The sequence below is a fragment of the Streptomyces viridiviolaceus genome, assembly GCF_014650995.1.
In the GTDB taxonomy this organism is placed as follows: domain Bacteria; phylum Actinomycetota; class Actinomycetes; order Streptomycetales; family Streptomycetaceae; genus Streptomyces; species Streptomyces viridiviolaceus.
This window is the reverse complement of record NZ_BMWA01000003.1, coordinates 206,483-218,923: the sequence shown is the minus strand read 5'-3', so window position 1 is coordinate 218,923 and position 12,441 is coordinate 206,483. Positions and strand designations below refer to the sequence as shown.

Genomic DNA, 12,441 nt, shown 5'->3' with positions numbered 1-12,441 from the left:
ACCGTACGCCATGCGGGCCGGGCCGGTACGGGCCTGTGGACAACTCCGCCCCGGCTCCCGCGCGGGCGACACTCCCGGGGCTCATGAGGCAGTATGGCCGCGATGCGCAGAGGACTCGTACACGTACTGGCCTGGCTGCTCGCCACCGGCGCGGCGGTCACGCTGTCGTGGTGGGGCGTGCACACGGTGATGGCGGGCACGGCGTACGACCCGCCCCGCGCCCTGCCCATCACGGCGGCCGACGTGAGCGCCCGGGAGCAGGAGCCGGCGGCGTCGTCGACCGGACGGCCGTCGCCGACGGCGAGTCCGTCGCCGACGCCGAGCCGGGTGCCCCGCGAGCCGAGCCCCTCGCCGTCGCGGACGGCGACGGCCACCGCTCCCCCCGCACCGAGCCCCTCCCCCACCGGCTCCGGCCGGGTCAGGAGTTACGACACCGACGGCGGGCGGGCGGTCTTCGACCTGGGGCCGTCGTCCGCGTCCCTGGTGTCGGCCACGCCGGGCGCGGGCTGGTCGATGCAGGTGTGGAAGACGGAGACGTGGATCCGGGTGGAGTTCACCTCGGGCGCGGACCGGGTGTCGGTGTTCTGCACCTGGCACGACGGCCCGCCGCGGGTGGAGATCGGGAGCTACTGACGCCCCGGCTCAGGTGAACACGGACGGTGGCGGTGCCGGCGACGCCACCGCCGCGGCGTCCGTCACGGGCACGGCCCCTCCCGTGAAGTCGGTCAGCGCCCTTCCGTGCTCCACACGGCCCGGGTGCGGGTCGGACGCGGCACGGCGGGTGAGTTCGGCGACCGGAAGCGGGAGGTCGGAGGCGACGAGGACCGCGTTGCCGAAGCGTTTGCCGCGCAGCACGGCCGGGTCGGCGATCAGGGCGAGCTCGGGGAAGCGGTGCGCCGCGGTGGCGATCTGGCCCCGCAGGTGGGCCAGCGGCGGACCGTCGGCGAGGTTGGCGGCGAAGACGCCGCCGGGGCCGAGGGCGCGCCGCACCTCGTCGAGGAACTCGGTGGACGTCAGGTGGGCCGGGGTGCGGGCGCCGCTGAAGACGTCCGCGATGATCAGGTGCGCCCAGCCGTCGGGCACCTTGGCCAGCCCGGCACGGGCGTCCACGGAGCGCACCCGGATCCGGGCGCCGGGGTCCAGCGGCAGTTCGCGGCGGACCAGTTGGACGAGGCCGGCGTCCCGCTCGACGACCTGCTGGGTGGAGCGGGGCCGGGTGGCGGCGACGTACCGGGCGAGCGTGAGGGCGCCGCCGCCCAGGTGCACGGCGTGGACGGGCTTGCCCGAGGGGGCGACCAGGTCGATGACGTGTCCGAGGCGGCGCTGGTACTCGAACGACAGGTACGCCGGGTCGTCGAGGTCGACGTGCGACTGCGGGGCACCGTCGATCAGCAGCGTCCAGCCCCGCGCACGCTCCCGGTCGGGGATCAGCTCGGCGAGCCCGCCGTCGACCTCCTCGACGACGGCTGCCGCGACCGCGCGCCCGCGCCGGGCGTTCCTCGACTTTCCCATCCGGCCATTATCGGCCGCTCCACCGGCGCCTGCGCCCGGGCCGGTTTTCGGGCGCACGCGCTCAGCGGCAGTTGTCGGCCGCCTCGATCAGCCGGGCGGCCTCCCCCAGCGCGTCCCGCAGCACGGCCGGGTCCGTCGCCAGGTCCGCCTCCCCGGGCGGCAGCAGCCAGTCCGAGCCCTCCACCGGGGGCTGGGGGTTCAGGTCGAGCCCACGGCCGTCGGTCCCGGTGCACGTGCTCCCGGGAACGTCCCACGCGGCGGCCGTCCCCGGCGGCACCAGGAAGCCCAGGGTGCCGCAGCCGTCGTCGTGGAGTACGGGACCCACCGCCTCACCCGCTCCCCGTCTGAGGATGTCGACCGCCTCCAGACCCTGCCGGGTCGGCACGGTGACGACGTCACAGGCGATGCAAGGATCGTTGATCCGGCTGGTCTCCATCCCGGCCTCCACCACGGAACCCCTCCTTGGACGAGCGGTCGGGAGTCGGGGGCCTCCCGGTCCGACCGGTTCAACGCGGAGGGCCGTCAACGGCTACGGCGCAAGTGCGCCGCAAAGGATGGCACTTCATGGCAGATCGTGGATGAGATATCCGGTTTGTAGCCAAACACCGCGTGGCGGGTCCGTCACAGCAGGTACGTTCTTGCCCGCCGGAAACAGGACGACACACGGAAGAATCCGTACAACTCGTTCTGGCTCCGGCATGGTTCGACGGTTCGCACGAGAGGACCCGGCCATGGCGTCGTCAACGGTGACCTCCGCCCAGCCCGACCGGCCACCGCAGCCGAATCTCGCCTTCCGGCAGTTGCGCGGCCGGCGCTCACCGGCCGAGTTCGCGGCGGCGGTCCGCCGGGCCGCCCGCGAGATCGGTGAGCGGGTCAGCTGTGACGCGCGTTACGTCGGCCGGGTGGAGGCGGGCGAGATCCGCTGCCCCAACTACGCGTACGAACGGGTGTTCCTGCACATGTTCCCCGGCCGCACGCTCACCGACCTGGGGTTCGCGCCCCGCTCGTCCGTGCGCGGACGCCGAGCGCGCGCCGCCGAGGACGCGCTCCCGGCGCACCCCGGCCGTTCACCGCTCGTCGGCGGTGAGACCTATGGGACCGGCGAGCCGTACGAGACGCAGGACCCGCACCACCCGCACGACCCGCAGGACCCGTACGACACGCACCACAACCACGAGGAGAGCGACGTGCTGCGTCGCGCATTCATGACCGGCGGCGCCACGGTGGCCGCCGCCTCGCTGGGCCCCCTGGGGCTCGCCCTCGACGCCGCGGCGGCCCAGCGCCCCGTGCGCCGCGCCGGGGCGAGCGACGCGGGCGCCCTCGAGGAAGCCGTCCGCCGGATCCGGCTGCTCGACGACCGGCACGGCGCCGACGGCCTCTACCGACGCGCGGCGGCCCCGCTGCGCGCCGCGTACGCGCTGCTGGACGCCGGCGCGTCGCGGCAGGCCACGGCGGACCGGCTCTATTCGGGCGCCGGTGAGCTGGCGATCTCCGTGGGCTGGCTGGCACACGACTCCGGCCGCTTCGACGACGCGCGCTCCCACTACGCGGAGGCCCTCGCCACCGCCCGGATGACCGGGGACCCGGGCCTGGAGGCGCACGCCTTCTGCAACACCGCGTTCCTCGCCCGCGACGCCGGCCGGCCCCGCGAGGCGGTGCGGGCGGCCCAGGCCGCACAGCGCGCCGCCCGCCCCCTCGGCTCCCCGCGGCTGACCTCCCTGCTCGCCCTGCGCGAGGCGGGCGGCTGGGCCGGGCTCGCCGACCGCGTCGGCTGCGAGCAGGCGCTGACCCGGGCGCAGACCCTCTTCGAGCGGGGCCCCTCGGACGCCGACCCCGAGTGGATGAGCTTCTACGGGGAGGCCGAGCTGGAGGCGCTGGAGGCGCAGTGCTGGTCGACGCTGGGCGACTGGCCGCGGGCGGCGCGGCACGCCCGGCGGGCGGCCGAGCTGCAGGACCCGCACTTCACCCGGAACATCGCGCTGTACTCGGCCGAGCTGGCGGACGACCTGGCCCGCGGCGGCCGGCCCGACGAGGCGGCGACGGCGGGGATGCGGGTGCTGGACCTGCTGGACGAGGTCCAGTCCTCGCGGATCCGCACGATGCTGGCGGGCACGGCACGGGTACTGCTGCCGCACCGGCGGGCGTCGGGGGTGTCGGCGTTCCTGGAACGCCACGCGTCGCTGCCGCGGACGGTGTGACGCGGCCGCGGGCGGTGGCGGGCCCCGCGTCCGTGCGGGCGGGCGGGGCGCGCGGCCCGACGCCCACGGGGTACCGCTGCGGGGCGCCTCCCAGGCCGTTCGGGCACCGGGGAGGCACGACCGCCCGCGGCCACGGCGGCGGACGTCAGCCGGCCAGGTGCCCCACGTCGTTCCAGCTCTCGATCGCCGGCTCCCCGTAGGCCCACCCCAGCACCGACAGCGACGTGGGGTTCAGCCGTATCCGGGCCGCGAAGTCCAGCCCCAGCCCCAGCCACCGCGCGCCGATCGACCGCAGGATGTGCCCGTGCGCGAAGACCAGGACGTCACGGTCCGCCTCGCGGGCCCACGCGACCACCTCGTCCGCGCGCGCGGTCAGGTCCGCGAGGCTCTCGCCGCCGGGCACCCCGTCCCGCCAGATCAGCCAGCCGGGCCGGACGGCCTGTATCTCGGCCGGGGTCATGCCCTCGTACGCCCCGTAGTCCCACTCCATCAGGGTGTCCCAGGTGCGGGCGCGCTCGCCGAAGCCCGCGAGTTCGCAGGTCTCACGCGCGCGGGAGAGCGGGCTGGTGCGCACCTCGACGCCGGCCAGACCGTCCAGCGGTGCCCGGTGCAGGCGCTCGCCGAGCAGCTTCGCGCCCCGGCGGCCCTCCTCCAGGAGCGGCACGTCGGTCCTGCCGGTGTGTCTGCCGGACAGCGACCACTCCGTCTGTCCGTGCCGGGCCAGCAGGATGCGCGGTGCCATGAGGGGCCTTTCGGGGAGAAATGTCAGGCGGAACGCCTCCATCATCGCGCACGGGGCACAGGGGCAACCCACGGGGCGATCCCCGCGTCTATCAGGGCCGGGGGCGCTCCGGGAGGAGCGCAGGAGTACGCCGTAGAGTGACACGCCCGGCCCGACGGGGGCGCGCGGGGACGAAGGGGGAGGGCGATCGGATGCCGCACACCGAGACACCGGGCACCGAGGCGGTCCCGAAGACTCGGCTGCGCTGGTGGACCGAGCTGCCGCTGATCGTCCTGGTGTACGCCTGCTACTCGGCGGGCCGTCTCCTGGTGCGCGGCGACGTCTCGGACGCCGTCGACCACGGCCTGGCGATCCTGCGCATCGAGAAGGTGCTGCACCTCAACGCGGAGCACCCGCTCAACCGCGTCTTCACCCGCGAGCCCTGGCTCGGCGTGCCGGCCGACTTCTGGTACGCGTCGCTGCACTACGTGGTCACGCCCGCGATCCTGGTCTGGATCTTCCGGTCCCGCACGGTGCGCTACCGGGCCGCCCGCACCTGGCTGATGACGTCCACGTTCATAGGTCTCATCGGCTTCACCCTGCTGCCGACCTGTCCGCCGCGCCTGCTGGACCCGGGCCACGGGTTCGTCGACACGATGGCGTACTACAGCTCGTACGGCTGGTGGGGCGGGGAGGCGAGCGCCCCCCGGGGCCTGGGCGGGATGACCAACCAGTACGCGGCCATGCCGAGCCTGCACGTGGGCTGGGCGCTGTGGTGCGGCGTGATGCTGTGGCGCCACGGCGGTACGCGTGCGGCCAAGGCTGCCGGCGTCGTCTACCCGCTGGTGACCACGATCGTGGTGATGGGCACCGCCAACCACTACTTCCTGGACGCGGTCGCGGGCGCGGCCGTGATGGGTGCCGGACTGCTGCTGACGCCGTACGTGATGCGGGGCGCGGACCGGGCGCGGGCACGGCTCACGGCCCGTTTCACGCCGGTCGCACCGGTCTCCGACGACGCGCGTTCCTCGATTGTCAGTGGCGGATGCCAGACTTCCGCGGGTGAGCGAATTCCACGGCAGCGCGACCAGCGGTTCGGGGCAGGAGCCGAACCGGACGCCTCACCCACGGACGCGGGGGACGGCGCTCCGGCACCGGCTCGCTGAGCTGCGCGGTCGAGACGTACCGGCCAAGTCGCTGGACGCGCGCGCACTCGCGGCCCTCGCCGCCAACCCCGGGTGCAGACGGCGTGCGATCCTCGACGGCGCCGGGGTGGACAAGGCGTCGCTGGCGAGCGCGCTGGGCTCGCCGGCCGTCTTCGGGCAGTCGCAGTTCGCGTTCATGCGGGGCAACGCGTTCGAGGCGCGGGTCAAGGCGGACGGCGGCGCCGAGCTGCTGCGGCTCGTGCACGACAAGCTGGACCGGAGTGCCGAGCCGCCCGCCGGGGCCCAGGTGCCCGCCCTGTCCGCGACCGGCCCCGAGGGGCGCGCGGCACGGACGTCGCTGGCGCTGCGGGAGGCCACCGAGGCGCCCGGCACCTGGACCCTGCTGGACCACCCGATGCTCGCGCTCGACGTCGCCGGCTCCCCCGCGTTCCTGGAGCCGGACGCGGTGGTCGTGCACCCGGACGGCAGCTGGACGGTCGTCGAGATCAAGTCCTTCCCGATGCTGGACGGCTCGGCGGACCCGGCGAAGGTGGGCGCCGCCGCGCGGCAGGCCGCGGTGTACGTGCTGGCCCTGGAGCAGGTGGCCGCGCGCCTGAGCCCGTCACCGCGCGTGCGCCACCGGATCCTCCTCGTCTGCCCGAAGGACTTCTCCAACCTGCCCACCGCGTCCGCCGTGGACGTCCGCAAGCAGCGCGCGGTGACCGACCGCCAGCTGGCCCGCCTCACCCGCATCGAGGACATCGCCGACGCCCTTCCCGAGGGCGTGTGCTTCTCCCCCGACCTGCCCGCCGACGAGCTGACGGCCGCGGTCGAGGCGGTCCCGGCGACGTACGCGCCGGAGTGCCTGTCCGCCTGCGAGCTGGCCTTCCACTGCCGCGCCCGGTCCCGCGAGGCCGGCGCGGTGACCTCCCTCGGCCGCCCGGTGCGCGCCGAGCTGGGCGGGCTGTCCACGGTGGAGGACGTCCTGGCGGCGGCCCGCGGCGAGGCCGGCGACCCGGCCGACCCGGCGGTGGCGGCGCTGCGCAGGGCGGCGGCCCTGCGGGCGGAGGCGCTGGCGACGGCGGGAGGCGGGGCACTGTGACCGCTGTCCGGCAGAACCGTCCCGAGGGGGCCGCCCGGTGTCGCTGATCACCACACTCGCCCGGCTGGAGGCCGTGCGCACCGGCCGCGCCCAGTCGGCCGCCACGGTCCGGCACCGGCATCTGTCCGACCGGCCGCTGGTGTTCGTGCCGCTCACCACCGCGGGCGAGGCCGGCGCCCCGCTCGGCGCGTTGGCCGGCACCGACCGGGACGCGCCGCACCTGCTGGTCGTCCCGCAGCCCCGCGACCGCGATCTGCGGTTCGCCTTCCTGGCCGAGCTCGCCGATGTCGTGCTGCCGCACATCGAGGCGTACGCCGACGCCGTCGAGGCGGCCGAGCGCACCGAGACCGACCCGGAGACCGGCAAGCGGGTCAAGGTCGAGGTCGACCTGTGCGCGGACGCCGCGCAGCTGATCGTGCCGAGCCGCGCGGGCGTCGACTTCGTGCGCCTGCTGGGCCGGTCCATGCGGTTCCGGCGGACCGCGGAGCAGGACCCGGAGGCCCCGCACCCGGCGCCGCCGAGGGTGCCGCTGCTCGGCCGGTGGCTGACCCACTACGGGGAGCGGGCGCGGGTCCCCGGCTCCTCGCTGCTGCTCGCCATGACCGACCTGCTGGGCCGGCACTGGGCGACGGGGCAGTCCACGCTGGAGGACCAGCACCTGGGCGCGCTGCTCGCCTGGATCGACCCGCCCGGGGGGGCGTCCGGGGCCGAGGCCGCGCTGCGCGCCGAACTCGCGCGGGACGCGGACGGCCAGCTGCTGTGCCCGCCCGCGGGGCCGGCCACCGATCCGGCGTTCGACAACAAGCTGCTCGCTCCCGCCATCGAGCGCTACGACCGTGCCCGCACCGCGCTCGCCGCCGCCGAGGACGGGCAGGCGGCCGACGAGCGGCTCGGTGCCCTCACCGCGGCGGAGCGGGAGATCCGCGCACTGGTCGAGAGCCGCACGCGTCCCACCTGGGACGCGGTCTGGCGGGGCCTGGATCTGCTGCGGGAGCTGCCCGCGGGGGCGCACGTCGAGGACCGGTGGACGCGCGACCGCTGGTCGTTCACCGGACACCGCGACCGCATCCTGTCCGGCGAGCCCCCGCAGCCGCGCCGCGACGACGCGGTGACGGCGGCGAACAAGCTCGCCACGCGCGAGCGCGAGCAGGCCCGCCTGGAGGCGCAGGAGGCCCTGGACGATCCCCTGGTGATGGCCGGGCGGCGGCTGGCCGGCGAGGCGTTCGCGGGCGAGGTCACGGACGTGGTCATGACGTACAGCGAGGGCAAGCGGCCCAGCCCGCGCCCCCTGGTCACCGTGCGCACGGAGGACCGGCCGCACCTGGGCGACCGGGTCAAGGTGTACCGGTCGCTGGGCGGCAGACCGCAGGCGGCCGAGTTCGCCGGGCAGGAGGCCGAGGGCGTGCTCGTCCTGCGGATCGTCGACAAGATGGGCCGCGGCAAGGAGCCCGAGGCCGGGTCGGTGCCCGAGAAGGGCGACCTGGTCTGCTTCACGCTGTTCGAGCACGAGCAGCGGGGCGGGGCCAGGCTGCCCGATCCGGAGCAGACGCCGTGGACGCACGGCGGCCCGCCCGGTGAGGCGGCCGCCGTACCCGAGGCCGCCGACGCCCAGACGGAGGAGGACATCCTGTGACCGCCGAGGCCGTGACCGCCCTCGCGGGGCCCGTGGACCGGGCGGAACCCGCCTTCGACCCGGCCGCGGAGGCCGCCCGCGCGACCGCCGCGATCCTCCGCGACACCCTCGACGGCGCCGAGCGCGGAGTCGTCGTGGACTCCCCGCCCGGCGCCGGCAAGTCCACGCTGGTGGTGCGGGCGGCGCTGGAGCTGGCCGAGGCCGGCCGCCCGCTGATGGTCGTCGCGCAGACCAACGCCCAGGTCGACGACCTGGTGCTGCGGCTCGCCGAGAAGAACCCCGAGCTGCCGGTGGGCCGGCTGCACAGCAGCGACGCCGACCCCTACGACAAGGCGCTGGACGACCTGCCGAGCGTCCGCACGTCGGCGAAGGCGGCCGACCTCGGCGGACTGCCCGTCGTGCTGTCCACGGCCGCGAAGTGGGCGCACGTCACGGTGGACGAGCCGTGGCGGCACGCGATCGTCGACGAGGCGTACCAGATGCGCTCCGACTCCCTGCTGGCCGTGGCCGGGCTGTTCGAGCGGGCGCTGTTCGTGGGCGACCCCGGGCAGCTGGACCCGTTCGCGATCGTGGGCAGCGAGCAGTGGGCGGGCCTGTCGTACGACCCCTCGGCCTCCGCCGTGACCACCCTCCTGGCTCACAATCCGGGCCTGCCGCAGCACCGGCTGCCGGTGTCGTGGCGGCTCCCGGCCTCGGCCGCGCCGCTGGTCTCGGACGCGTTCTACCCGTACACGCCGTTCCGCAGCGGCACGGACCACGGCGACCGGCGCCTCGCCTTCGCCGTCCCGTCCGACGGGTCGGGTCCGGACCGCGTGCTCGACGAGGCGGCGGCATCGGGCTGGGGCCTGCTGGAGCTGCCCGCGCGGCACACCCCGCGCACGGACCCGGAGGCGGTGCGCGCGGTGGCGACGGTGGTCCGCCGCCTCCTCGACCGGGGCGGCGCGGCGGCCTCCGAGCGCTCCCCCGACCCGGTGCCGCTGACCGCCGGCCGCATCGCCGTCGGCACGGCGCACCGGGACCAGGCGGCGGCGGTGCGGGCCGCGCTGGCCGACCTCGGGGTGACCGAGGTGACCGTCGACACGGCGAACCGGCTGCAGGGCCGCGAGTACGACGTGACGGTCGTCCTCCACCCGCTCTCCGGCCGCCCCGACGCCACCGCGTTCCACCTGGAGACGGGCCGCCTGTGCGTGCTGGCCTCCCGGCACCGGCACGCGTGCATCGTGGTGTGCCGGGCGGGCGTGGGCGACCTCCTCGACGACTATCCGTCGACGGAGCCGGTCCAGTTGGGCACGGCCGTGAAGTTCCCCGACGGCTGGGAGGCCAACCACGCGGTCCTGGCCCACCTGGCGGAACACCGCGTGACCTGGCGGCCCTGACCACGCCCCCGCACGCGGGGCGATGGGGGGCGCCCGGGGGCGTGGGGAGCGTGTGTGCGGGCGTGAGGCCCACTTGCGTGGGCGCGGGACAATGGACGGTGGCCCACTCCACCGGGGTGCCCCCGCTTGCGGGGAGGGTCATGCGCGACGTACGAGGAGGAGCAGACATGGCGGAGCCCACGCCGCGTCGGAACGAACCGCGGCTACGCCCCGCGCCCCTGCTGTTCGAGCCCGCGGAGGCGGCCGCCGATCCGGAGCACTTCTTCGACCTGGAGTCGATCGACGATCCCCGGACCCTGCTGGACCGGGCGACCGAGCTGACGCAGGCGTTCCGGGCGGCGGCGGACCGGGCCATGGAGTTCCAGGCGATGGCGGCGGCCCAGCTGGCCGATCCGCGCCGGTTCGACCGGCTGACGACCGCGGACATCGCCGAGCGGGCCGAATGGACCGAGGACTACGCCAAGCGGATGGTGGAGTTCGGGCAGGGCCTGATGCGCGGCGGCGAGGGCCCGGGGGACGCCGACCCGGTGTGACCACCGCGTGGCATATGCCAGGCGGGCAAGATACCCCTTGCCTCCGCATCCTGTCCCGGTTTCCCGTAACCCCGGGGGACGGAGTACTCACGCCCGGTAAGTGTTGGTGGCATGAGCAGCACACCGAACGTCTCGGACGTCACCCCGGACGGCGCCGCCTGGCTGGCCTCGGCGGGCACGTACCCGCGCAGCACGCTCACCCACTGGCAGGAGCGGCCCGAGGCTCCGGTCGTCCTGCCCTGCGGTTCCGCGTTCGACGTGGTGAGCGCTCCCGCCATGTTCGGGCGTCGCATGCTGGACCGGCTGTGGGCCGAGGGCCCGGGTTCGGGCCCGGTCGCCGAGTTCCGGGGCCGGATGCTGCTGTTCGCCGCGCCGGGCACGGCCCAGCGCCTGCCCTCGCTGCTGGAGTGGGAGGAGTGGAGCGCCCGCGGCCGGGAGGGCGGCCGCACCGGCGCGGCCCCGCCGTTGCTGTGCCACGGCACGGGGGACGCGGTGACCGTCCCGGCCCTCGTGGGGGCACCCGACCGCTCCGGTTCCCGCTGGCTGGTCGCACCGGACACCCGCCGGCCCTGGCTGCCCGGCCCGGAGATCCTGCTGTGGGCGGTCGTGCGGGCGGCCCGGGCGGCGGTGCGGATATCGATTTCTCGTCCCGCCGATCAGGGTGCTAAGGTCTACGACGTCAGCAGGCGCCGCTAGCTCAGTTGGTTAGAGCAGCTGACTCTTAATCAGCGGGTCCGGGGTTCGAGTCCCTGGCGGCGCACAATGATGAACGCGAGTCATGATCGCAGCAAGCGCGATCATGACTCGCGTTCGTCGTGTCTGCGCGACTCCGCCGCGCGTGGTGGGGGCTCCGCCGCCCGTACCCCTTCACAGTCGGCCGCCGCGACCGGCGGTGTGCATCCCCCCCTCACCCCGGCGTGATCTTCACCGTCCACGCGCCCGAGGGCGTCCGCCCCTCCACCTCCACCCGTGTGCCCTCCCCCGGCACCGTGAAGCTCTCGCCGAGGGCCACCGGCGCGTCGGCGAGCGGCGGGTAGACCGAGTTCTCCCAGCAGGCCTCGGTGTCCGGGTGGGCGTCGACCACCTCGATCGGCCCGCCCCCCGACTCCTCCCCGCTGCGCACCCGGTACACCAGCACCCCTGACCGGCAGGCGGCGGCGTCGTTGCCGACCGGCCCCCGCGCCTCGAAGGCGAGCGCACTGTCGGCCCCCGTGCGCACCACCGCCAGCTTGGTACCCCGGCCCAGGCCGAAGGCCGGCGCCCCGGCGGCGCCCCTCACCTCCACCCCCGGCCCCGCCCCCAGCGGCTCCAGCGTCAGCCGCGTCGGCCCGGTGCCCCGCACACAGGCGACCTGGCGGGGCTGGAGCCAGCCCAGCTTCCACCTGTGCCAGCCGAACAGGTCGGGCGCCAGCCCGAACTGGCTGCCCATCAGGTCCCAGTCGCCCACATGGGTGTCCCAGTCGCCCTTGCCGTCGACGGGCCGGTGGTACAGGTCGGGCAGGTCGAAGACGTGCCCGGTCTCGTGGGCCAGGACCAGCCGGTCCGGCGGATGGTTCTCGAACACCGTGACGACGCGCCGGATGTCGGTGCCGTCGGCCCGCAGCGGGGTCTCCAGGTTGACGACCTTCGTGGCGTCGGAGTCCACGCCGGGCGCGTCGGGGTCGGCGACGAAGTAGACGACGTCGTAACGGGAGAAGTCCACGTCCTCGTCGACCGCGGCGAGCGCGTCGCGCAGGTAGGCGGACCGGTGCCCGGGGCTCCAGTCGCGCTGCATGACGTACGCCGTCGACGGCCGCGGCATGCGGATCCAGTGCCCGAGCGGGTGCGGACGCAGGGTGAACCTGCCGTAGGAGGCGCGCTGGAAGAAGCGCGTGGTGGCCGGGAAGTGGTCGGCGGCCAGCTCCTCCGGGGTGGTCAGGGGCCGGGAGTCCGGGAAGGACAGGAACACCATCACCGCGTCCAGCTCGCGGGACGGCCGCGGATAGGCGGCGTTCCAGGTGCCCACGCCCTCGGAGTGGTGCGCCTCGGACCGCTGCAGCGCGCAGGGCGCCGGGGAGAACGGCTCGGCGACCGAGGGCGCGGTCACCAGGGAGGTCGCGGCGAGCGCCGACATCGTGGTGCACAGCGCCGTCGTGCTGCGCAGTCTCGTCCAGGCCGACCCCGCCGCCCGGCGGCCCGCGCCGAGCCCCTTGAGGGCCTCACGGGGGAGTCTCCTCAACGG

At 75.4% G+C, this 12,441-nt stretch carries 12 protein-coding genes and 1 tRNA gene; 9 read left to right on the top strand and 4 right to left on the bottom strand.

The genetic code is table 11. The annotated features are described in order from the left end of the window. The first annotated feature begins 102 nt into the window (after positions 1 to 102). Positions 103 to 633: a hypothetical protein gene (locus IE260_RS05070; protein ID WP_189869243.1), complete on the top strand. Its 531-nt coding sequence runs from the start codon at positions 103 to 105 to the stop codon at positions 631 to 633. Between the two features lie 9 nt (positions 634 to 642). On the opposite strand, the gene IE260_RS05065 is transcribed toward IE260_RS05070, so the two are convergent. After that, on the bottom strand, positions 643 to 1,512 hold the full coding sequence (locus tag IE260_RS05065) for a spermidine synthase (protein WP_189869242.1): 870 nt from the start codon (positions 1,510 to 1,512) through the stop codon (positions 643 to 645). Positions 1,513 to 1,573: 61 nt separating this feature from the next. Further along, positions 1,574 to 1,948 carry a hypothetical protein gene (locus IE260_RS05060; protein WP_189869416.1) on the bottom strand — a complete coding sequence of 125 codons (375 nt, stop codon included), beginning with the start codon at positions 1,946 to 1,948 and terminating at the stop codon, positions 1,574 to 1,576. Positions 1,949 to 2,243: 295 nt separating this feature from the next. Here IE260_RS05060 and IE260_RS05055 point away from each other — a divergent pair, with 295 nt between their 5' ends. Beyond that, entirely contained in the window at positions 2,244 to 3,710 is a 1,467-nt protein-coding gene (locus IE260_RS05055) for an NsdA family TPR-like regulatory protein (RefSeq protein ID WP_189869241.1), read from the top strand. 145 nt (positions 3,711 to 3,855) lie between these two features. Here the strand turns inward: IE260_RS05055 and IE260_RS05050 are convergent, their stop codons facing one another. Further along, positions 3,856 to 4,452 (bottom strand): histidine phosphatase family protein, encoded by a 597-nt coding sequence (locus tag IE260_RS05050; protein ID WP_189869240.1) that lies wholly within the window; start codon positions 4,450 to 4,452, stop codon positions 3,856 to 3,858. Positions 4,453 to 4,643: 191 nt separating this feature from the next. Here IE260_RS05050 and IE260_RS05045 point away from each other — a divergent pair, with 191 nt between their 5' ends. The 7 genes from IE260_RS05045 (at position 4,644) to IE260_RS05015 (ending at position 10,980) form a co-directional block, all read left to right on the top strand. Further along, positions 4,644 to 5,597, top strand: a complete 954-nt coding sequence (locus IE260_RS05045; RefSeq protein ID WP_189869239.1) for a phosphatase PAP2 family protein — start codon at positions 4,644 to 4,646, stop codon at positions 5,595 to 5,597. Beyond that, positions 5,494 to 6,678, top strand: coding sequence for a hypothetical protein (locus IE260_RS05040; protein ID WP_373303313.1), 1,185 nt, complete (start codon positions 5,494 to 5,496; stop codon positions 6,676 to 6,678). Before IE260_RS05045 ends, IE260_RS05040 begins: the two co-directional genes overlap by 104 nt. A gap of 37 nt (positions 6,679 to 6,715) precedes the next feature. Then, a complete protein-coding gene (locus IE260_RS05035; RefSeq protein ID WP_189869238.1) occupies positions 6,716 to 8,311 on the top strand; it encodes an amino acid adenylation domain-containing protein in 1,596 nt (531 codons plus the stop codon). After that, entirely contained in the window at positions 8,308 to 9,687 is a 1,380-nt protein-coding gene (locus tag IE260_RS05030; RefSeq protein ID WP_373303312.1) for an AAA domain-containing protein, read from the top strand. The genes IE260_RS05035 and IE260_RS05030 overlap by 4 nt, the downstream gene beginning before the upstream one ends. A gap of 167 nt (positions 9,688 to 9,854) precedes the next feature. Beyond that, positions 9,855 to 10,220, top strand: a complete 366-nt coding sequence (locus IE260_RS05025) for a DUF8844 domain-containing protein (protein ID WP_189869237.1) — start codon at positions 9,855 to 9,857, stop codon at positions 10,218 to 10,220. 111 nt (positions 10,221 to 10,331) lie between these two features. Beyond that, positions 10,332 to 10,916, top strand: a complete 585-nt coding sequence (locus tag IE260_RS05020) for a bifunctional DNA primase/polymerase (RefSeq protein WP_189869236.1) — start codon at positions 10,332 to 10,334, stop codon at positions 10,914 to 10,916. Then, positions 10,907 to 10,980 (top strand) — tRNA-Lys (locus tag IE260_RS05015). The genes IE260_RS05020 and IE260_RS05015 overlap by 10 nt, the downstream gene beginning before the upstream one ends. 147 nt (positions 10,981 to 11,127) lie before the next feature. On the opposite strand, the gene IE260_RS05010 is transcribed toward IE260_RS05015, so the two are convergent. Then, positions 11,128 to 12,333 (bottom strand): M6 family metalloprotease domain-containing protein, encoded by a 1,206-nt coding sequence (locus tag IE260_RS05010; protein WP_373303317.1) that lies wholly within the window; start codon positions 12,331 to 12,333, stop codon positions 11,128 to 11,130. Positions 12,334 to 12,441: the final 108 nt, after the last annotated feature.